Source organism: Demequina pelophila, assembly GCF_000971175.1.
Lineage (GTDB): Bacteria > Actinomycetota > Actinomycetes > Actinomycetales > Demequinaceae > Demequina > Demequina pelophila.
Window position 1 is genome coordinate 573,383 of record NZ_BBLY01000001.1, and the last position, 21,202, is coordinate 594,584.

General features: G+C 71.9%; 19 protein-coding genes. 9 read left to right on the top strand and 10 right to left on the bottom strand.

The window, feature by feature from the left end; all coding sequences use genetic code 11:
- Positions 1-39: 39 nt before the first annotated feature.
- Positions 40-1,398 (bottom strand): histidine--tRNA ligase, encoded by a 1,359-nt coding sequence (hisS, locus tag AOM03_RS02650; RefSeq protein ID WP_062378030.1) that lies wholly within the window; start codon positions 1,396-1,398, stop codon positions 40-42.
- 64 nt (positions 1,399-1,462) lie between these two features.
- On the opposite strand from hisS, the gene AOM03_RS02655 reads away from it, so the two are divergent.
- From AOM03_RS02655 to AOM03_RS02665, 3 genes are all read left to right on the top strand, one after another.
- On the top strand, positions 1,463-2,230 hold the full coding sequence (locus AOM03_RS02655) for a peptidylprolyl isomerase (RefSeq protein ID WP_062378033.1): 768 nt from the start codon (positions 1,463-1,465) through the stop codon (positions 2,228-2,230).
- A complete protein-coding gene (locus tag AOM03_RS02660; protein ID WP_062378035.1) occupies positions 2,227-3,909 on the top strand; it encodes a DUF349 domain-containing protein in 1,683 nt (560 codons plus the stop codon). The genes AOM03_RS02655 and AOM03_RS02660 overlap by 4 nt, the downstream gene beginning before the upstream one ends.
- A gap of 303 nt (positions 3,910-4,212) precedes the next feature.
- Positions 4,213-4,746, top strand: coding sequence for a hypothetical protein (locus AOM03_RS02665; protein ID WP_062378036.1), 534 nt, complete (start codon positions 4,213-4,215; stop codon positions 4,744-4,746).
- A 31-nt stretch (positions 4,747-4,777) separates the two neighbouring features.
- Here the strand turns inward: AOM03_RS02665 and AOM03_RS02670 are convergent, their stop codons facing one another.
- Positions 4,778-5,959 carry an ROK family transcriptional regulator gene (locus AOM03_RS02670; RefSeq protein WP_227589898.1) on the bottom strand — a complete coding sequence of 394 codons (1,182 nt, stop codon included), beginning with the start codon at positions 5,957-5,959 and terminating at the stop codon, positions 4,778-4,780.
- Between the two features lie 149 nt (positions 5,960-6,108).
- On the opposite strand from AOM03_RS02670, the gene AOM03_RS02675 reads away from it, so the two are divergent.
- From AOM03_RS02675 to AOM03_RS02700, 6 genes are all read left to right on the top strand, one after another.
- Positions 6,109-7,146 carry a substrate-binding domain-containing protein gene (locus AOM03_RS02675; RefSeq protein WP_082092037.1) on the top strand — a complete coding sequence of 346 codons (1,038 nt, stop codon included), beginning with the start codon at positions 6,109-6,111 and terminating at the stop codon, positions 7,144-7,146.
- 83 nt (positions 7,147-7,229) lie between these two features.
- A complete protein-coding gene (locus tag AOM03_RS02680; RefSeq protein WP_227589861.1) occupies positions 7,230-8,246 on the top strand; it encodes an ABC transporter permease in 1,017 nt (338 codons plus the stop codon).
- Positions 8,243-9,019 carry an ATP-binding cassette domain-containing protein gene (locus AOM03_RS02685; RefSeq protein WP_062378040.1) on the top strand — a complete coding sequence of 259 codons (777 nt, stop codon included), beginning with the start codon at positions 8,243-8,245 and terminating at the stop codon, positions 9,017-9,019. Before AOM03_RS02680 ends, AOM03_RS02685 begins: the two co-directional genes overlap by 4 nt.
- Positions 9,019-9,948, top strand: a complete 930-nt coding sequence (locus tag AOM03_RS02690) for a sugar phosphate isomerase/epimerase family protein (protein WP_062378042.1) — start codon at positions 9,019-9,021, stop codon at positions 9,946-9,948. The genes AOM03_RS02685 and AOM03_RS02690 overlap by 1 nt, the downstream gene beginning before the upstream one ends.
- On the top strand, positions 9,945-10,814 hold the full coding sequence (locus tag AOM03_RS02695; RefSeq protein ID WP_062378044.1) for a sugar phosphate isomerase/epimerase family protein: 870 nt from the start codon (positions 9,945-9,947) through the stop codon (positions 10,812-10,814). The genes AOM03_RS02690 and AOM03_RS02695 overlap by 4 nt, the downstream gene beginning before the upstream one ends.
- Entirely contained in the window at positions 10,804-11,481 is a 678-nt protein-coding gene (locus tag AOM03_RS02700) for a nucleoside/nucleotide kinase family protein (protein ID WP_062378047.1), read from the top strand. The genes AOM03_RS02695 and AOM03_RS02700 overlap by 11 nt, the downstream gene beginning before the upstream one ends.
- Positions 11,482-11,540: 59 nt before the next feature.
- Here the strand turns inward: AOM03_RS02700 and AOM03_RS02705 are convergent, their stop codons facing one another.
- From AOM03_RS02705 to AOM03_RS02740, 8 genes are all read right to left on the bottom strand, one after another.
- Positions 11,541-13,799, bottom strand: a complete 2,259-nt coding sequence (locus tag AOM03_RS02705) for a RelA/SpoT family protein (RefSeq protein ID WP_227589862.1) — start codon at positions 13,797-13,799, stop codon at positions 11,541-11,543.
- A 178-nt stretch (positions 13,800-13,977) separates the two neighbouring features.
- Complete coding sequence (gene secF, locus AOM03_RS02710; protein ID WP_062378050.1) at positions 13,978-15,078, bottom strand: protein translocase subunit SecF; 1,101 nt, start codon at positions 15,076-15,078, stop codon at positions 13,978-13,980.
- Positions 15,078-17,012 carry a protein translocase subunit SecD gene (gene secD, locus AOM03_RS02715; RefSeq protein WP_062378051.1) on the bottom strand — a complete coding sequence of 645 codons (1,935 nt, stop codon included), beginning with the start codon at positions 17,010-17,012 and terminating at the stop codon, positions 15,078-15,080. Before secD ends, secF begins: the two co-directional genes overlap by 1 nt.
- Before the next feature lie 160 nt (positions 17,013-17,172).
- A complete protein-coding gene (gene ruvB, locus AOM03_RS02720; protein WP_062378053.1) occupies positions 17,173-18,225 on the bottom strand; it encodes a Holliday junction branch migration DNA helicase RuvB in 1,053 nt (350 codons plus the stop codon).
- A complete protein-coding gene (gene ruvA, locus AOM03_RS02725) occupies positions 18,218-18,802 on the bottom strand; it encodes a Holliday junction branch migration protein RuvA (RefSeq protein WP_062378055.1) in 585 nt (194 codons plus the stop codon). Before ruvA ends, ruvB begins: the two co-directional genes overlap by 8 nt.
- A gap of 75 nt (positions 18,803-18,877) precedes the next feature.
- Positions 18,878-19,432 (bottom strand): crossover junction endodeoxyribonuclease RuvC, encoded by a 555-nt coding sequence (gene ruvC / locus AOM03_RS02730; protein WP_062378057.1) that lies wholly within the window; start codon positions 19,430-19,432, stop codon positions 18,878-18,880.
- An 11-nt stretch (positions 19,433-19,443) separates the two neighbouring features.
- A complete protein-coding gene (locus AOM03_RS02735) occupies positions 19,444-20,199 on the bottom strand; it encodes a YebC/PmpR family DNA-binding transcriptional regulator (protein ID WP_062378058.1) in 756 nt (251 codons plus the stop codon).
- A gap of 58 nt (positions 20,200-20,257) precedes the next feature.
- A complete protein-coding gene (locus AOM03_RS02740) occupies positions 20,258-21,121 on the bottom strand; it encodes an EamA family transporter (RefSeq protein WP_062378060.1) in 864 nt (287 codons plus the stop codon).
- Positions 21,122-21,202 lie beyond the last annotated feature (81 nt).

The window sequence follows — 21,202 nt, forward strand, 5'->3', positions numbered from 1 at the left end:
GCGCGGAGGCCGCGCGGTGTCGGTTGAGCGGGGTCCAGTCTAGCCGCGGACGATGCGCGGGTGGAGGTCCTCGGCGGGCGGCACCCAGGCGTCGGCGTCGGCGGGCGCCTGGTCTCCCGAGCGGATGTCCTTCACCTCGCCGTCCCCGGCCACCGCATCGGCCCCCGGGAACCAGACGAAGGGGATGCCGCGGCGGTCCGCGTACTGGATCTGCTTGCCGAACTTCGCCGCGTTGGGCGAGACCTCCGCGGGGATGCCGCGGGCGCGCAGGCGGTCCGCGATGGCGGCCGATGCGGGGCGCGAGTCCTCGTCCGTGACCGCCACGAGGACGGCCTGGGGGACGGAGCGCGACGGCGTCACGAGCTGCGCGCCGATCATGCGCGAGACCAGGCGGCTCACGCCGATGGACATGCCCACGCCGGGAAAGCCGCCGCCGGCGACGAGCGAGTCGTAGCGGCCGCCCGAGCAGATCGAGCCCAGGTCCTCGTGTCCCTCGAGCACCGTCTCGTAGACGGCGGCCGTGTAGTAGTCGAGGCCGCGCGCGATGCGCAGGTCCGCGATGGCGGTGCCCGGCACGGCGGCGTTGACGGCGTCGACGAGCACGGCGAGGGCGCGGGTGCCGCGCTCGAACTCGGCGCGGGCCTCGTCGGCCTCGTCCACGATGGGCGAGTGGTCCCACAGGGCCTCGACCAGGTCCGCGAAGGTGTCGTCGGTGGTCTGGATGGCGGCGAGCTCGAGGATCGCGTGGATGGCCTCGGGGCGGATGCCCTTCTCGCGCAGCTCCGCGGTCACGCCCTCGGGGCCGATCTTGTCGAGCTTGTCGACGCTGCGCAGCGCGCCCGCGACGTCGCCGATGCCCACGCCGCGGTAGAAGCCCTCCACGAGAGCGCGGTTGTTGAGGTGCATGCGCGCCGGCGGCAGCGGCAGGGCGGCGAGGGCGCGGGCCATGACGATGGCGACCTCGGCCTCGAGGTGCTCGGGCAGCCTGTCGCGGCCCACCACGTCGATGTCCGCCTGGTAGAACTCGCGGAAGCGACCCTCCTGGGGGCGCTCGCCGCGCCACACCTTCTGGATCTGGCTGCGGCGGAACGGGAACTGCAGCCTGCCCTGGTTCTCCTCGACGTACCGCGCGAACGGCACGGTGAGGTCGAAGTGCAGCCCCAGCTTGGCCTCGCGGCCGGCCTGCTCGTCCGCGTTGAGGCGGCCGATCGCGTAGATCTCCTTCGACGCATCCGAGTCGCCCGCGAGGCGCTCGACGGGCTCGACGGCCCGGGTCTCGATCTCGCCGAAGCCATGGAGGGCGAACACCTCGCGCAGGGTGGCGAGCACATGGGCCTCGACCATCCGCTCGGCGGGGGACCATTCGGGGAATCCGGACAGGGGTTGCACGCGAGCCATGCCCGCCATTGTCCCGCATCGCACCCACTAGACTGACCGCGCACATTTCCGAGGAGCGGATTCGATGACGACCAAGAAGCAGGCGAAGGCCCAGGCCCAGCGCCGCGCCGCGCAGTACGAGCGCCGCGCCGCCGAGCGCGAGGAGCACCGTCGCCACATCATGCGCATCGTCTCGATCCTCGTCATCGCCGGCCTGCTCCTGGGTGGCGGACTCGCGGTGCTGCTGGTCGCCCTCCACCAGAACGGGCAGGATTCCGCAGCCTCGACCGACGCATCGTCCCAGGTCGACGGCGACGTGACCGACCAGCTAGTCCCGGACCCCGCGCTGGCCGAGGGCCGCACCTGGACCGCCGTGGTCGCGACCTCCGAGGGCGACATCACGCTCGAGCTCGACGGCGCGGCGGCGCCGCAGGCCGTCGCGAGCTTCGTCAACCTCGCGCGCCAGTCGTACTTCGACCAGACCGACTGCCACCGCCTCACCACCGACGGCATCTTCGTGATCCAGTGCGGCGACCCGACCGGCACCGGCGCCGGCGGTCCCGGCTATTCCTTCGGCCCCATCGAGAACGCCCCGGAGGACGACGTCTACCCGGCCGGCACCCTCGCCATGGCCCGTCGCGGCGGAGACGCCCAGTCGATGGGCTCCCAGTTCTTCCTCGTGTACGAGGATTCCACGATCCCCTCCGACGCCGCCGGCGGCTACACGGTGTTTGGCCGCGTAGTTGACGGAATGGATATTGTGGACCGTGTTGCCCGCGCGGGCACGATCACCGGAGGCCCCGATGGTCAGCCCGCCCTCTCCCTCATCCTGAACGAGGTATCCGTCTCATGACCGAGTCGCCCGACGCCACCACGGCGCAGTCCACCCCCGCCACCCCTGAGGAGGTCGAGCAGCAGCCGACCGACGCCCCTGCCGAGCCCCAGGCCGCGCAGGAGCCTCAGCCCGTCGCCACCGGCGACGTGGTCGAGACGGAGGCGACGGTCGAGCCCGCGCCCTCCCCGGAGGTCGTCGCAGCGGACGATGCGCCGGTTGCGGAGGAGGCGCCCGTCGCCGAGGCTGCTCCCGCCGAGGCTGCTCCCACCGAGGCTGTTCCCACCGCGGAGGCGCCGGCCGAGGCGACCCCCGCATCGGCCCCCGCGAAGGCCAAGGGCCCCAAGCCGCGCGCGCCGAAGCCGGGCGCCCCGAAGCCCGGCTCGTTCGCGGTGCCCTCCCCCGTCGCCGTCGCGAAGCAGACCACCCACACCGTGGTGCCCGTGCCGGTCGCCGCGGAGGTGTCCGCGGAGCGCATCGCCCAGGCCGAGTCGTTCGGCTCGATCGAGGACGGCAAGGCGTTCGTCACGATCGGCGAGGACAAGGTCGAGGTGGGCGAGGCCGCCGACGAGGACGCGCTGAAGACCTACGTGCACGCGTACTTCGAGCTCGAGGCCGGGATCGAGCGCTTCCACGCCCGCCTCGCGACCGCCGAGGTCTCCCCCAAGGACATCGACGAGGCCCTGGGCCAGCTGGGCGGGGCGCTCGACACCCCCGTGAGCGTGGGCGACATCGCCGCGCTGCGCGCCCGCTTCGCGACCGTCAAGGACGAGGCGACCGCCATCCGCGACCGCATCCAGGCCGAGCGCAAGGCCGCCCGCGAGGCCGCCGTCGCCGCGCGCGAGGAGATCGTCGCGACGGCCGAGGCGCTCGCCGCCAAGCCGGTCGAGCAGGTCCACTGGAAGAACGACACCGCCACGCTGCGCAGCCTGCTCGACACCTGGAAGGAGGCGCAGCGCGAGGGCGCCCGCATCCCCAAGGACGTCGAGCGCGAGCTGTGGAAGCGCTTCACGCACGCCCGCTCGGCGTTCGAGAAGGCGCGCAAGCACCACTTCGCGGAGATGGACCGCACCAACGCGGACGTCGCCTCGCGCAAGGAGGAGCTGGTCGCCAAGGCCGAGGCCCTGTCGAAGACCACCGACTGGGACCACGGCGCCCGCGGCTTCCGCGACCTCATGAACGACTGGCGCAACTCGGGCCGCGGCCGCCGCTCGGTCGACGACGCGCTGTGGAAGCGGTTCCAGGCCGCGCAGGACGCGTTCTTCGACGCGCGTCGCGGTGCCGCCGACGCCGAGGACGAGGCCCTTGCCGGCAACGTCGAGGGCAAGGAGGCCGCGGTCGTCGAGGCCGAGGCGCTGCTGCCCATCAAGGACCTCCGCGCCGCCAAGCGCGCCCTGCGTCCCATCCAGGACCGCTTCGAGGCCGCCGGCCGCGTGCCGCGCGCCGACGTCACCCGCCTCTCCAAGCGCATGGCCGCCGTCGAGCAGGCCGTCCGCGACGCGGAGGACAAGGAGTGGAACTCGCGCAACCCGGAGCTCGAGGCGCGCGTCTCGGGCGCCTCGGCGCAGCTCCACCAGGCGATCAAGCAGCTCGAGGACGAGATCGAGGCCGCGAAGGCCAAGGGCAAGTCCACCAAGAAGCTCGAGGAGTCGCTCGCCGCGCGTCAGGCGTGGCTCAAGCAGATCGAGGGCGTCCGCTAACCACTCGTCCGGACACTCCGCACGGATTCATCCACGACACGCCGTCCGCCGGCCCCCAAACGGGGCTCGCGGGCGGCGTGTTGCTTTCCCTTCCGTGCGGAGTGTCCGGGTCTCCGCCGCGCCGCGTCACCTCTCCACACAGGCCGGCCCCCAACGCCCGCGATTTTGCTGATATCCACGCGACACGCCGACGACACGCCGGGGCGCGTGTGGACCAGCGCATTTTCTGTGTGGACAGGTGATCTGGCCACGGCCGTCCACAGGGGCTCGCGCCCGGGTCGGGTGCCGGGGGACGATGCTCGGGTGATCCTGGTGACGCGCGCCGACGTGGGCGCGGCGGCCTGGGCGCGCCAGGTGCGGGACGGTGTCCTCGTGCCGCTCGCGAGCGGCGTCGGCAGGCCGGTCGACATCCCCGACTCCCCCGGCCTCCGGGCGCTCGCGATCGCGCCCCTGGTGCCGGCTCACACCGCGCTCACCGGAACCGCGGCGCTGTGGGTGCGCGGCATGGCAGTCGAGCTCCCGCCGATGCCGTGGCACGTGGTGGGCGAACGGGGACTGCACCGCACGGTGGGTGCGCACCTCGCCTTCCACTCCGGCGTCACCGCCGCTCTCGCTCCCACGATGCAGGGACGCCGGATCGCGACCGTGCCCCGCGCCTGCCTCGACGCGCTGCGCTGGGAGGACCTGGCCGGCGCCCTGGTGCAGGTGCGCGCGCTGATCCGGGACGGCTCCGTCACGACGCGCGACCTGCGGGCCGCTCTGGCCTACGACCCGGCGAACGGGGCGGGCTTTCGCAAGGTGGAGAGCTCCGTGGCCGCGTTGGCCGCGGTGACGTGAGCCGCCACAGAGCCGGGCGCGCCGTCCCGCGTCAGACGGCGGCGTAGGTGGTGCGCGACAACACCGCAGGCAGGCCCGCGGGCGACAGCAGGTGATCCACCGCGGAGTACGCGAGGCCGGTGACGCCGGCGAGGTCGCCGAGCTCGCTGACCTCGATGGACAGTTCCCCGGTGGAGATGGGGCCGTTCTGCGCGTGCACCTTCTCCGTGATGCCGCTGAGCAGCACGGGTCCGCAGTCGGCGAGCTGGCCGCTCAGGACCACGACGCTCGGGTTGAGGATGCCCACGAGGTCCGCGACGGCGTCCCCGATGCGCCGGCCGGCGGCCCGCACGAGCCGCAGCGCCTCGCGGTCGCCCGCCTGCACCAGCCCGACGACGTCGTGGCTCGAGACCGCCTCGCGCCCGCGGGCCCGGAGGTCCCGCTGCAGCGCCCAGCCGCCCGCGAGGGCCTCGACGCAGCCCTCGTTGCCGCAGCGACAGATCACGCCGGCGGCGTCCGCGTCCGCGGCGCGGGTGTGGCCGATGTCCCCGGCGTTGCCCCGGGCCCCGCGCACGATCGCCCCGTTGAAGAACAGTCCGGCCCCCAGGCCCGTGCCCAGCTTGAGCGCGATGAGGTTGTCCAGTCCGCGCAGCCGGGCCTCCGCGATGGCTCGCGCGTTGACGTCGTTCTCGACGATGCAGGGCAGTCCGGGTAGGCGAGCCTCGAACCAGCCGACGATGTCGAAGCCGTCCCAGCCGGTCATGATGGGCGGCTGCATCACGCGCCGCGCGGCCACCTCGACGGGGCCGGGCACGCCGATCGACACCGCCCACAGCTCGGGGTGCGGGGCCTCCAGCAGCGGCAGGGCCGCGTCCCAGATGACAGACAGCACCGCGTCCGGCCCTCGCCACACGTCGATGCGGATGGCGGACCGCGACAGGATCGCGCCGTCGAGGTCGCACACCGCGAGCTCCACGCCCGTGGCACCCACGTCCACCGTGAGCACCGCGGCGCGCCGAGGCTGGAACGCGTAGCGGCTCGAGGGCCTGCCGCCGGTGGACTCCGCCGGCGTGGACTCACGGATCAGCCCCGCCTCGGCGAGTGCGGCGAGGTGCTGGTTCACCGTCGAGCGCGAGAGGCCCGTGCCGTCGATCACGTCGGCACGGGTCAGCGGTCCGTCCTGACGCAGGAGGTGCAGCACGTTTCCGATGTGCCGCCACCGGATGTCGGGCATCGCGTTCACGCCACACTCCTCCCTCGTGGATGTCTCTGTTCAGTATCTTTGCACAACTCGCCAGACTTTCGGCTTGACGCTAGACATAAGTGGGGTTAGTTTCGGCTTGTCGGCACATCGCGGTGCCGCAAGGACAGAAAAGGAAAGCCATGATCCACTCGTCCCCCCGGAGTCGATTCGGTCTCATCGCCCTCCCCGCCGCCCTGGCCCTCACGCTCGCCGCCTGCTCGAGCGGCGACAGCGAGGAGTCGGGCGCCACCGCCGCGGCAGGCGGATCCGAGACCTCTTCCATCGCGGCCGTCATCAAGGGCCTCGACAACCCGTTCTTCCAGGCCATGGAGCAGGGCATCGAGGACGCCGCCGCCGACGCGGGCGGTGAGGTCAACATCCAGGCCGCCGCGGACATCGGCGACACCACCGGTCAGGCGGACAAGCTCACCGCCCTCGCCGGTCAGGACTACGGCTGTTTCATCGTCAACCCGATCTCGGGCAACAACCTGGTGCAGGCGCTCGCCCCGATCGCCCAGGAGGGCACGCCGGTCGTCAACATCGACAACCCGATCGACGCCGAGGCCGCCGAGGCCGCGGGCCTCGACATCGCCACCTACATCGGTACCGACAACGTGGCCGCGGGCGGCAAGGCCGGCGACTTCGTCGTCGAGCAGGTCGAGGCCGGGGCCAAGGTCGCGGTCATCGGAGGCATCGCCGGTGACGTCACCTCCGCCGCCCGCGTGGACGGGTTCCGCGGCGCCGTCGAGGGCACCCTCGACATCATCCAGGAGGAGGCCGGCGACTGGCAGCGTGAGATCGCGCTGACCAAGGCGACCGACATCATCGCCGCCAACCCGGACATCGCGGCCTTCTTCGCCGCGAACGACGACATGGGCCTCGGCATCGTCAAGGCCGTCGAGAACGCCGGCCTCACCGGCCAGATCGTCGTCGTCTCGGTCGACGGCAACGTGGACGCGCTCGAGTCGGTCCAGGAGGGCGGCCTCTCCGCCACGGTCGCGCAGTACCCCTTCGCGATCGGCACGCTCGGCTACCAGGCCTGCGCCATGGCCGCGACCGGGGAGGCCATCCCGGAGAACATCGAGTCGCCCACCGCGCTGGTGACGGCGGACGTGGCGGCGGACGCCATCGCCGCCTTCCCGGAGCCCTTCGAGGCCTTCGAGAACCCGCTCGGCTGATTCGGACCAGGCGGGGGCGCGTCCGGCCCCCTGGCACGCGCCCCCGCCGCTCCCCCTCCATGAACACTCCCAAGGAGAACCCTGTGAGCACCACCGCCGCCGCTCCCTCGGGTGCACCGTCCAAGAAGGACGCACCCTCGTCGGGCTCCCGCCTGACCGAGCACCTCGGAGACTTCAAGCGCCTCAGCTTCTGGGCTGAGAACGCGGCCCCCATCGGCCTGCTGCTGCTGGTCATCGTCTTCTCGTTCCTGTCCCCCATCTTCTTCACCACCGGCAACATCTCCGCCATCCTCATGGCGTCGTCGATCCTGGTGGTCCTCGCCATCGGCCAGTCCTTCGTCATCACCACCGGCGGCATCGACCTGTCGATCGCCGCGACGATGACCCTGGGCGCCGTGGTCTTCGGCCTCAGCTGGGACGCCGGCCACAACTTCTGGCTCGCCGTGCTCCTCGGCATCGGCGCCAGCACCCTCATGGGCGCCGCGAGCGGCTTCCTCATCTCCAAGGGCAAGGTGACGGACTTCATCGCGACCCTCGGAACCATGGGTGTCGCCACCGGTCTCGCGCTGATCCTGTCGAACGGCCGCCCGATCACCATCCGCTCCGACGAGCTGCTCTCCCTCACCACCGGCAAGGTGTGGATCGTGGGACTGCCCTTCGTCATCGCCGCGACGGTGGCGGTGCTCGCCTGGTTCGTCATGTTCCGCACCCCGTTCGGCATGCACATCCAGGCGGTGGGCGGCAGCGAGGAGGCCGCAGTCGCGAACGGCGTCAAGGCCGGTCGCATCCGCCTCGCGGTCTATGTCATCTCCGGCGCGCTCGCCGGCCTCGCCGCGATCCTCCTCATCGCCCGCGTGGGCGCCGCGGAGCCCGCCGTCAACCAGGCTTACCTGCTCAACTCGATCGCCGCGGTGGTCCTGGGCGGCGTCGCCCTCGCCGGTGGCCGCGCGAAGATCGCGGGCCCCGTGCTCGGTGCCATCCTGCTGATGGCGCTCACCAACGGCCTCACGCTCATGGGCGTGTCGCAGTTCTACCAGCCGCTCGCGGTGGGCCTCGTCGTGGTCCTGGCCGCCCTGCTCACGAGGTTCCAGTCGCGATGACCACCACCCCTGCACCCGCCCCCGCCGACACCGACGTCCTGCTCTCCGCCACGGGCATCACCAAGTCCTTCGGCGGCGTCCACGCCCTCCGCGGCGCGCACCTCACGATGCGTCGCGGCGAGGTGACCGCGCTCATCGGCGACAACGGCGCCGGCAAGTCCACCCTCGTGCGGTGCCTCTCGGGCATCCACCAGCCCGACGGAGGCGAGATCCTCCTCGACGGCAAGAAGGTGCACTTCGCCTCGCCGCTCAAGGCCCGGGAGCACGGCATCGAGACCGTGCAGCAGAACCTGGCGCTGGTCGAGGACCTCACGGTCTGGCAGAACTTCTTCATCGGCCGCGAGCTCACCAAGGGCGTCGGCCCGTTCTCGATGCTCGACCGCAAGAAGATGAAGGCGCAGTCGCTCGACATGCTGGGCGACCTCGCGGTCAACATCCCGCCGGTCACCAGCCGGGTGCGCCGCCTCTCGGGCGGTCAGCGCCAGGCCGTGTCGATCGCCCGGGCCGCCGGCTGGTCCACCTCGATCGTCATCATGGACGAGCCGACGGCGGCGCTGGGCGTCCAGGAGACCGCGCGCGTCGAGAACGTCATCAAGACGCTCAGGGACAAGGGCGTCACGCTCCTGCTCATCTCCCACAACTTCGACCAGGTGCTGCGCCTGTCCGACCACGTGGCGGTCATGCGCCGCGGCCTCACCGTGGCCGAGCGACGCGCGACGGACACCTCGGGCGACGAGCTCGTCGCACTGATCACGGGAGCCAAGGAGTCGTGATGGACCCGACGATGGGCCTTCCGCGCACCGGAGGGGTCCCCCTGGGGATCCACGCCGGCGTGTGGGGCTTCTCGTGGGGCGCCCCGGATGCCGCACGCGCCATCCGGGGCGCCGCCGAGGCGGGCTTCGACTTCATCGAGATCCCCGCCTCGCCCGAGGCCCTGGCCGACCCCGAGACCACCCTGGCGTTGCTCGTCGAGCACGGCATGGGGGCGACCGTCTCGCTCGCACTGGACGAGGCGACGGACATCACGTCCGCCTCCGAGAAGGTGCGGGCGGCGGGCGAGGATCGCCTCCGCGCCGCGGTGAAGTTCGCCGCCGCGATCGGCGCCCCGTTCGTGGGCGGCGTCATCCACTCGGCCATGACGCGCTACCGCAGGATCCCCAGCCAGGCGAACCGCGACCGCGCGGTGGACATCCTGGCACGCGTCGCCGACCACGCCGCCCCGCGGGGCGTCACGCTCGGCGTCGAGTACGTCAATCGCTACGAGTCGAACCTGCTCACCACGGCGGCGGACACCGCGGCCTTCGTGCGCGACATCGGCCGTGCCAACGTCCGGGTCCACCTCGACACCTTCCACGCCCACGTCGAGGAGACGTCCGTTCCCGCCGCCATCGCGGCGTCCGACGGGCTCCTGGGCTATGTCCACGCGAGCGAGAGCCACCGGGGCGCCCTGGGCACCGGCGCGCTCGACTGGAACGCGATCGCCGATGCACTGGTCGCCTCGGACTTCCACGGCCCCGTCACGGTGGAGACCTTCTCCCCCGCGGTGGTGTCCCCGGAGCAGACCATCGAGATCGCGCTCTGGCGCACCCTCTGGCAGGACCCCGACCGCATCGCCCGGGACTCCGCCGCCTTCCTCCGCACCCACCTGGCCGGCGTCGGCGCCGGCACCCCCGTTTCCGCCACTTCGAAGGAGAAGTCATGACCACCACCAAGCTCGGCGTCCACGCTCTCGTCTTCCGCGGCGGCACCACGCCCGACGAGATCAGCGGGATCCTCGCCGAGACGAAGGCCGCGGGCTACGACATCATCGAGCTGTCGCTGCACGACGCGGACAACCTCGACGTCGCCCGCACCCGGGACGAGATCGCCGCCGCCGGCCTCGAGGTGGTCTGCAGCCGGGGCCTCGCGTTCGACAAGGACGTCTCGAGCGACGACCCCGCGGTGGTCGCCCGGGGCGCGGCGCTCCTGCAGGAGTCGCTGGTCACCACCCACGAGCTGGGCGGACGCTTCTTCACCGGCGCCCTCTACAGCGCGCTGGGCAAGTACGGCCACGCGCTCACCGCGGCGGGCCGTGCCAACGTGGTCGCGACGCTCAAGGACCTGGCTGCGGAGGCGAAGACCCGCGACATGCGCCTGGGCCTCGAGATCTGCAACCGCTACGAGACCAACGTCATCAACACGGCCGCGGACGCCCTGCGGCTCGCGGACGACGTGGGTGCGGACAACGTCGACATCCACCTCGACACCTATCACATGAACATCGAGGAGAACGACATGGCGGGCCCCGTCCGCCTCGTGGGCGACCGCCTGGGCTACGTGCACATCGGCGAGAACCACCGCGGCTACCTGGGCTCCGGTCACATCGACTTCCCCACCTTCGTGCACGCGCTCGCGGACATCGGCTACTCCGGCCCGATGACCTTCGAGTCGTTCTCGTCGGCCGTGGTCTCCCCCACGCTGTCGAACGACCTGGCCGTGTGGCGCAACCTGTGGTCGGACGGCCCGGCGCTCGCCCGCCACGCCCGCGCCACCATGAGCTCGTGGATCGAGGCCGCCCATGCGAGCTGACGGGCCCCCGGTCGCGGCGGTCGGCGCCCTGGCCGACCGGGTCCTGGCGACGCTGCGCCGCTCGGGCCGCCACCGCATCGTCATCGGGATCACCGGCAGCCCCGGTGCCGGCAAGTCGACCCTCGCGCACGCCCTGGCCGACGTGCTCAACCGGGACCGGCCCGGCATCGCCGCGAACGTGCCCATGGACGGGTTCCACCTGGCCAACGGGACGCTCGACCGGCTGGGCATCCACGACCGCAAGGGCGCGATCGACACGTTCGACGGGTGGGGCTTCCTGTCCCTGGTCCGTCGCATCGTCGCCGAGACCGACCACGTGGTCTACGCCCCCAGCTTCGACCGCACGGTCGACGAGGGGGTGACCGGCGCGATCCCGGTCGAGCCCGGAGCCCGCATCGTCATCGTCGAGGGCAACTACCTGCTCGCGGACACCGAGCCGTGGAACCTGGTCAAGGACTCGCTCGACGAGGCCTGGTTCTGCGCCACGGACGACGACGAGCGGCTCGCCCGCCTGGTGCCCCGCCACGTCGAGGGCGGCCGCTCCCACGAGGCCGCACACGCGTGGGCCGTGGGGGTTGACGGCGCGAACGCGATCGTCATCGAGGCCTCCCGCCCGCGCGCGGACCTGATCCTGTCAGGGGTGACGGCCGAGCCGGTCGAGGCCTGAGCCGACACCCGCCACGACGAGGCCGGCGCAGCGCACCCGCTGCGCCGGCCTGCTCGCGTCTAGTGAGGGCGCTTCGCTCCGGTCACGCGCCGAGCGTCATAGACGCCGTCGATGCGGCGCACGGCGGACAGGATCGCGCCCAGGTGGGACGGGTCCGCCATCTCGAACACGAAGCTCGACAGCGCGACCCGCTCGCGGTTGGTGGACACGTTGGCGGACAGGATGTTGACGTGGTGGTCGGACAGCACGTGCGTGACGTCCGAGAGCAGGCGGTTGCGGTCGAGAGCCTCGACCTCGATCTGCACCAGGAAGGTGCCCGCGGAGGCGCCGGTCCACTCGACGTCGATGAGCCGCTCGGCCTGGTCGCCCAGCTGCTTGATGTTGTCGCAGTCGGCGCGGTGCACGGAGACGCCCTGGCCGCGCGTGACGAAGCCGCGGATGGGGTCGCCCGGCACCGGGGTGCAGCAGCGCGCCAGCTTGACCTGCACGTCGGTGAGGCCGTGCACGGACACGCCGGGGTCGCCGGGGCGGGCGGTGCGCGGCGACGGGATGCCGGGGCGGGTGATCTCGGTGAGGTCCTCATCGGCGCCCTCCTGGCCGCCCACGGACTCGACCATGCGGGTCACCACGTCCGCGGCCTGCTCCTTGTGCTCGCCGATGGCGGCATAGAGCCCGTCCACGTCCTCGTAGTGCATCTCGCGGGCCAGCGCGAGCAGCGTGGGGCGGCTCATGAGGCGCTGCATGGGCAGCTGCTGGCGCCGGATCGCGCGGGCGAGCATGTCCCGGCCGGACTCGATGGACTCCTCGCGGCGCTCGCGGGTGAACCACTGCTTGATCTTGTTGCGGGCGCGGGTGGACTGCGCGAAGTCGAGCCAGTCGCGCTTGGGGTGCGCGTTCTCGTCCGAGGTGGTGAGCACCTCGACGGTGTCGCCGTTCTCGAGGGTCGAGTCGAGCGGCACCAGGCGCCCGTTGACCTTCGCGCCGATGGTCTTGTGGCCCACCTCCGTGTGCACGGCGTAGGCGAAGTCGATGGGCGTGGCGCCCTGCGGCAGCGACAGCAGCTTCCCGCGCGGCGTGAACACGTAGACCTCGGCCTTGGAGATCTCCCCGCGCAGGCTGTCGAGGAACTCCGAGGGGTCCGCGGTCTCCTGCTGCCAGTCCGCGATCTGGCGCAGCCAGCCCATGTCGCGGCCGGAGCCCGAGGACTGCTCCCCCGTCTTGGCGTTCTCCTTGTACCGCCAGTGCGCCGCGAGGCCGTACTCGGCGCGGCGGTGCATGTCGTGCGTGCGGATCTGGAGCTCGACGGGCTTGCCCGTGGGCCCGATCACCGTGGTGTGCAGCGACTGGTAGAGGTTGAACTTGGGCATCGCGATGTAGTCCTTGAACCGGCCGGGAACCGGCTGGTAGCGCGCGTGCATCGCGCCCAGGACCGCGTAGCAGTCGCGCACCGTCTCCACCAGGATGCGCACGCCCACCAGGTCGTAGATGTCGTTGAGGTCGCGGCCCCGCACGATCATCTTCTGGTAGACGGAGTAGTAGTGCTTGGGCCGGCCGGTCACCTCGGCCTTGATCCGCATGGCACGGAGGTCCTTCTCGATCTCCGCGCGCACCTGCGCCAGGTACTTCTCGCGCTCGGGCGCCCGCTCCGCGACCACCTGGACGATCTCCTGGTAGATCTTGGGATAGAGGGTCTTGAAGGACAGGTCCTCGAGCTCCCACTTGATCGCGTTGAGGCCCATGCGGTGCGCCAGCGGCGCGTAGATCTCGATGGTCTCCTGCGCCTTGCGCCGCGCGGACGCGACCGGCACGTGCTCCCACGTGCGCGCGTTGTGCAGGCGGTCGCACAGCTTGAGCAGCAGCACGCGGATGTCCTTGGCCATCGCCACGACCATCTTGCGCACGGTCTCCGCCTGCGCCGCGTCGCCGTACTTGACCTTGTCGAGCTTGGTGACGCCGTCGACGATCATCGCGACCTCGGGCCCGAACTCCTCCTCGATGCGCGACAGCGGGAAGTCCGTGTCCTCGACCACGTCGTGCAGCAGCGCCGCGGCGATGGTCGAGTCGGGCATGCCCAGGTCCGCGATGATCTGGGCGACGGCGATGGGGTGCGTGATGTACGGCTCGCCGCTCTTGCGCAGCTGGCCCCGGTGGGCGCGCTCGGCGACCTGGTAGGCCTGCTCGATGAGCGCGGTGCGCCCGCGCGGATACATCCGACGGTACGTGTCCAGCACGCCGTCGATCGCGCTCGTCTCGCGAGGCCCGCGCCGCAGGAACCCGAGCGGCCCGAGCGAGCCAGACGTGGGACGGGTCTCCGTCACGCGCACCTCCGCTTCCCGGTAGAGCGTCATTCTAACCGGCGGGCCGGACACCCCAGGTGACCATCGCATCGTTCCCAGGGACGATGCGCGGGAGACCGGGCGTGGAAAGCACCGAGGCGCCGCCTTCCCCAGGGAAGGCGGCGCCTCGGATCGCGAGTCCGCCGGGAGGCGGCCGGACTCAGCCCTTGTGGTGGCGGTTCTTGCGGCGCGGCTGCGCGCCGGTGCCCTGGTGGGCGCCCTTGTTGACGGCGCCGACGCGGGCCACGCCCTCCTCGTTGATGGAGACGTCCGAGTCGCCGGCCTCGCGCATCGCGAGGACCTTGGCGGTGTGCTCCTTGATCTTCGGCTCGGTGGCGCGCAGGGCCACCTCGACGGGCGTCGCGACGAAGATCGACGAGTACGTTCCCACGGCCATGCCCACGAACAGCGCGAGCGCGATGTCCGACAGCGTGCCCGCGCCCAGCAGGAACGAGCCGATGAAGAGGATCGCGCTGACGGGCAGCAGCGCCACGACGGAGGTGTTGATCGAGCGCACGAGCGTCTGGTTGATGGCCAGGTTGGCCAGTTCCGCATACGTGTAGCGGTGCTGCGAGGTGAGGTTCGCGGTGTTCTCGCGGACCTTGTCGAAGACCACCACCGTGTCGTAGAGCGAGTAGCCCAGGATGGTGAGGAAGCCGATGACCGACGCGGGGGTCACCTCGAAGCCGACCAGCGCGTACACGCCCACCGTGAAGATGAGGTCGTGGGCCAGCGCGACGAGCGCCGCGGCGGCCATGCGCCAGGCGCGGAAGTACAGCGCCATCACCGCGGCCACGAGGAGAACGAAGAGAAGCAGACCCTGGAGCGCCTTGGCGCCCACCTCGGAGCCCCAGGTGGGGCCGATCTGCGTGAAGCTCACGGCCTCCTCGCCCGACACCTCGTAGGCGTCGGCGAGCTCGGTCGTCAGCGTGCGCGCCTGCTCGGTCTCGATGACGCCGATCTGGACGCGGATGTCGTCGTCACCGAGCACGGAGACGCGAGGGTTCTCCTGGTCGGGTGCGACCTCGGCGATGACCTGCTCGGCGATCGTGATGTCCGGGTTGGCCACGTCGTTGACGCGGAACTCGGTGCCGCCGGTGAAGTCGATACCGGGGTTGAGTCCGCGCACGAGCAGCACGATCACGGAGAACGCGATGAGCGCGGCGGAGATCAGGAACCACCGGCTGCGCTGCTGGACGATGGGGTAGGTCTTCTCCCCCGAGTGCAGCTTGTTGCCCCACTGGGCCAGGTTGAGCTTCATCACTTCTCCTCACCGTCGGCGCGGGCGGCGTCGACGGACTCGGCGGGCTCGGTGGACTCGGCGTCGGAACCCGGGGCGGCGTCGGCCGCCTCGGCGGCCGCCTTGCGCTCGGCTGCCTTGCGCTCCGCGAGCGTGGGCTCGTTGCCGATCACCACGCGGCCGCGGCCCTTGTACGCGGCCGAGCGGCCCAGCTGGCGCGGGTCCAGACCCGACCACTTGTGGCCGCCGCCGAAGAACTGGGTCTTGGCGAGCAGCATGAGGATCGGGTGCGTGAACAGGAACACGACCAGGATGTCGACCAGCGTCGTGAGACCCAGGGTGAACGCGAAGCCTCGCACGCCGCCCACGGCGAGCATGTAGAGGACGACGGCCGCGAGCAGCGACACGGCGTCGGACGCGAGGATGGTGCGGCGGGCGCGGCGCCATCCGTGGTCGATCGCGGCGTTGAGGGATCGGCCCTCGCGCAGCTCGTCGCGGACGCGCTCGAAGTACACGATGAACGAGTCCGCCGTGATACCGATCGCGACGATCAGACCCGCGACACCGGCCAGCGACAGGCGGTAGCCCATGAGCCACGACAGCAGGGTGATCACGCCGTACGTGGTGATACCGGCGATCGCGAGCGAGCCGACGGTCACCAGGCCGAGCGCGCGGTACTGGATGAGCGAGTAGATGACCACCAGAAGGAGGCCGATCGCGCCGGCGATGAGGCCCTTCTGGAGCTGGTCGGCGCCGAGCGTCGCGGAGATCTGCTCCTCCGACTGCACCTCGAGGGTGAGCGGCAGGGCGCCGAACTTCAGCTGGTTGGCCAGCTGCTGCGCGGACTCCTGGGTGTAGGTGCCGGTGATGGACGCCTCGCCGTTGGTGATGCGGGCGTTCATCGAGGGCGCGGCGATGACGACGCCGTCGAGGACCATCGCGAACTGGTTGCGGGGCGACTCGAGGTCGACCAGGCGCTCCGAGATCGCGGCGAAGTCCGTGGTGCCCTCCGCATTCATCTTGAGGCGGACCTCGTAGCGGCCGGTGAGCGTGCCCTGCTGGGACAGCTCGGGGCCGGAGGTCGCGGTGTCGATGCCGGAGCCGTCCATCTCGACCGGGCCCAGGATGTACTTGGCGGTGCCGTACTGGTCGCAGACCACGTCCGCGGCCTCGGGGTCGCCGGGCGTGACGCCCTGGAGGTTCTCGGGGTCGGTGCAGTCGAGCGCGGCGGCCTTCTCCTCGACCTCGGCCGTGATCCAGGCCGGGTCGGAGGCGTCGGTGGGCTCGGTGGTGGCGGCCTCGTCGGTCGCGGCGGCCTCGGTGGCGTCGGCGGTCGCCTCGTCCGTGGCCTCCTCGGCGGCGGCCGATGCGGTGGCCTCGGGCTCGGTGGCGTCGGCGGCGTCTGCGGTCGCCTCGGCGGTGGCGTCGGCGTCAGCGGCCTCGTCCGCCTCGGGGGCCGTGGTGACCTCGGCCTCGGGCTCGGCGGATGCCTCGGCCGACGGGTCGGCGGAGGGCTCCGCGGTCGCCTCGTCGGTGGCGTCCTCGTCCGTGGTGGACGCGAGCGGGCTCAGGATGTCGAGCACGGGGCGGAACTGGAGCTGGGCGCTCTGGCGCACCAGGTCCACGGTGGCGGCGTCGGGGTTGCCCGGCAGCGCCACGACGATGTTCGTGCCCTGGGTGCTGATCTCCGCCTCGGCGACGCCGGAGGCGTCCACGCGACGGCGGATGATCTCCACCGCCTGGGCGAGGTCCGCCTGATCGATCTCCTGGCTCGCGCCCTCGGCGAGGGTGGGGGTCAGGATGATCTGGCGTCCACCCGCGAGGTCAAGGGCGAGCGACGGCGTCAGCGCCGCCCCGCCCGTGACCACGCCGACGGCCAGCAGTCCGTACAGGGCGACCACGACGGCGCCCAGCCAGATGAGCGCGCGCCGCGCTCCGTTCTTCACTCGTGCCACAGGAATCCTTACGTCTCGGCTCCGATAAGAGCCCCGGGGGATTCTAGGCGCGAAAGGTCCCGACCGCCTAACTCTGGACACGCCGGACAAGACCGATTTCCCGAACGTGTGGGAAATGCGACACGCGGGGACGCAACCCCGGAGACGCGGGTACCGAACCTCAATCGAAGAGGCGCGCGCCCACGGATCCCGCCTGGGCCTCGGCCGGCGGCGTGAGCCCCAGGTGGAGCCACCCATCCGCCGTGGCGACGCGCCCTCGGGGGGTGCGGCTCATGAGGCCCTCGCGGACCAGGAACGGCTCGGCGACCGTCTCGACGGTCTCGGTCTCCTCGCCCACGCTCACCGCGAGAGTCGACAGCCCCACCGGCCCGCCGGCGAAGCGGGTGCACAGCGCGCGCAGCACGGCGCGGTCGAGGCGGTCGAGGCCGCGCTCGTCGACCTCGTACACCTCGAGCGCTCCGCGGGCGGCGCCCATGTCGCCGTGCCCGCGGCCGTGCACCTGCGCCCAGTCGCGCACGCGGCGCAGCAGGCGGTTGGCGATGCGGGGCGTGCCGCGCGAGCGGCCCGCGATCTCGAGCGCCGCGTCGGGCTCGAGCGTGAAGCCCAACTTGGATGCGGACCGCTCCACGATCGCGCGAAGGTCGTCCGTCTCGTAGAAGTCCAGGTGACCGGTGAAGCCGAAGCGGTCGCGCAACGGCGCGGGCAGCAGCCCCGCCCGCGTGGTGGCGCCCACGACGGTGAAGGGCGGGAGGCTCAGCGGAATCGAGGTGGCACCGGGGCCCTTGCCCACGACGACGTCGACGCGGAAGTCCTCCATCGCGAGATAGAGCATCTCCTCGGCCGGGCGCGCGAGGCGGTGGATCTCGTCCAGGAACAGCACGTCGCCCTCGTCGAGCGAGGACAGGATGGCCGCGAGGTCGCCGGCGTGCTGGATGGCGGGACCCGAGGTGACCCGCAGCGTGGTGCCCAGCTCGGTGGCGACGATCATGGCGAGCGTCGTCTTGCCCAGCCCGGGCGGCCCGGAGAGCAGCACGTGGTCCGGGGGCGTGCCGCGCCCGAGCGCGGCGGACAGCACGAGGCCCAGCTGGTCGCAGACGGTGCGCTGACCGACGAACTCCCCCAGCGAGCCCGGGCGGAGCGCGACCTCATTGGAGCGCTCGACGGCGTCCGCGTCGGCGTCGGTCACGCGGACCTCCGCGTCGTGCTCATGCACGGGTTCCTCCCAGGTGCTTCAGCGCCGCCCGGAGCACCGTCGCGGTGTCTCCCGGCGCCACGGGGCCGTCCGCGACGGCCTCGACCGCCGCATCGGCCTGCTTCGCGGCGTAGCCCAGGCCCTGCAGGGCCTCGATGACCTCGCCGCGCGCGTCGGCGGGCGCCGCGGCGGCCTCCGGCAGCGCGAGCTTCCCGCCCAGCTCGAGCAGGAGCCGCGCGGCCACCTTCGCGCCGATGCCGGGCACCTTCTGGAGCGCCTTCTGGTCCCCCGCCTGCACGGCGGCGGACAGCGCCTCCGGCGAGTGCACCGCGAGCATGGCGAGCGCGAGTTTGGGTCCCACCCCCTGGACGCTCTGCAGCGAGGCGAACGTGTCACGCTCCCCCGCCGTCAGGAACCCGAACAGGGTCATCGAGTCCTCGCGCACCACCATCTGGGTGTGGACGGTCACGTCCTGGCGCACGCGCAGCTCGCCGAGCGCGGCGGGCGTCGCGAGCACGCGGTACCCGACGCCCGCGACGTCGACGATCATGGCGGCGGCGCCCACATGGGCCACCGTCCCCGTCAGCTGCGCGATCACGCGATCCCCTTTCGAACACCTGTACGAACACGGTACGCGATGGGTGGGACGGCGGCCGCCATGGCGCGCCGGGCGTCAGCCTCGCCGCCGCGCCGCCTTCTCGGCCTCCGCCCAGCGGCGCTGCGCCGCCGTGGTCGCGCCGGACCCCGCCGGGGCCGCTCCCCCGCGCCACGCGTGGGCGATGGCGATGGCGAGGGCGTCCGCCGCATCGGCCGGGCGCGGGGCCTCCTGGAGACCCAGGAGGCGCTGCACCATGAAGCCCACCTGCGCCTTGCCGGCGCGGCCGTCGCCGGTGACGGCGGACTTCACCTCGGACGGCGTGTACAGCGACAGCGGCAGCCCGCGGCGCTCGGCCGCGAGCATGACGACGCCGGAGATCTGCGCCGTGCCCATGATCGTGGAGACGTCGGAGCGCGCGAAGATGCGCTCCATCGCCACCGCGTCGGGCCGGTGCCGGTCGAGCATCGCCTCGAGGGTGTCCGCGATGAGGGCCAGCCGCGCCGGCGTCTCCTGGGACGACGGGGACGTGGCCACCTGGACGTCGACCAGGCTCACCCGGCGGGCCGAGCTGGAGTCGACCACCCCGAGCCCGCACCTGGTGAGGCCGGGGTCGACCCCCAGGATGCGCATCGTCCCTGGTCTCAGGCCTGCGCGGCCTCGAGAACCTCGTCGCTCGCGTCGAAGTTGGCCCACACGTTCTGGACGTCGTCCGAGTCCTCGAGCGCGTCGATGAGGCGCAGCATCTTCTTGGCGCCCTCGACGTCCATCTCGATCTTCATGGACGGCATGAAGGTCGCCTCGGCGCTCTCGTAGTCGATGCCCGCGGCCTGCAGGGCCGTGCGGACCCCCACGAAGTCGGTGGCCTCGGAGATGATCTCGAAGACGTCGCCCAGGTCGTTGATCTCCTCGGCGCCGGCCTCGAGCGTGGCCTCCATGAGCTGGTCCTCGGTGACGCCGCCCTCCTTGGAGACGATCACCTGGCCCTTGCGGGAGAACAGGTAGGACACCGAACCCGGGTCCGCGAGCGTGCCGTTGTTGCGGGTGAGGCCCACGCGCACCTCGGTGGCCGCGCGGTTGCGGTTGTCGGTGAGGCACTCGATGAGGACCGCGACGCCGCCGGGGCCGTAGCCCTCGTACATGATGGTCTCGTAGTCGACGCCGTCGGCGTCCTCGCCGGAGCCGCGCTTGACGGCGCGGTCGATGTTGTCGTTGGGGACCGAGGACTTCTTGGCTTTCTGGATCGCGTCGAAGAGCGTTGGGTTGCCCGCCGGGTCGCCGCCGCCCACGCGCGCCGCGACCTCGATGTTCTTGATGAGCTTGGCGAACAGCTTGCCGCGCTTCGCGTCGATGGCGGCCTTCTTGTGCTTGGTCGTCGCCCACTTGGAATGCCCGGACATGATGCTCCTCGGTGTGCCTGGTCTGGAATCCCGCCCATTCTAGTGGGCGGCGGCCGCCCTACCCCGCACTCACCAGCGCGATTCCCCCGAGCACCACGAGCGAGCCGAGCACCCGGCGCCGCAGGTGCGCCTCCTTGTACAGCAGGCCCGCGGCGAGGGCCCCGATGACGATCGAGCACTCCCGCACCGGCGCGACGATCGACACGTCCGTGGTGCGCAGGCACCACAGCACGAGCCCGTACGACAACGGCATGAGCAGCCATACCGCGGCGAAGGTCGAGGGGCGGGCGCGCACCAGGTCGCGGGCGTGGCGACGCCCGGGCCACCACGCGGGCGCGAGTATCACCACGGAGGCCGCCTCGGCGAGCATGAGGAACGTGAGCGGCGGCACGTGCTCCGTGCCCACCGCCCAGCCGTCGAGCACCGTGTATCCGGCGATGCCCAGGCCGGACAGGGCGCCGAACATGAGGCCCGTGGCGACGGCGGGCCGCCGCAGCACCGCGAGGCCGCCCGTGACCACCGCGATGCCCAGGATCACCACGGCGCCGCCCGCGAGGGCCAGGAGGGGCGGGCGTTCGCCCAGCACGACCACGGCCAGCACCATCGCCACCGACGGCCCGACCCCACGGGCCGTCGGGTAGACCACCCCCAGGTCCGCGCGGGCATAGCCGGCCTGCAGTGCGAGCGCGTACAGGTTGCGCAGCGCGCCCGACGCGAGCGGCGCGAGCAGGAGCACCGGGCTCACGGCCCACCCGTGGTGCGCCCACTGCCACACCCCGAAGGGCGCGATCACGACGAGGCTGCCGGCCGCGTACAGGCTGACGATCACCCGCGGGTCGCCGGCGAGGCGCTTCGCGGTGAGATTCCACGCCGCGTGCGCCACCGCGGCGGCGAGGAGCAGCCCCAGGACGCCGGCGCTCATGAGGCCCGCGTCAGCATGACCTGAAGAGGTGTTTGCACATTCGCAAGTTTATGAACGCGTCGAAACGACGTTCCCCGCGAA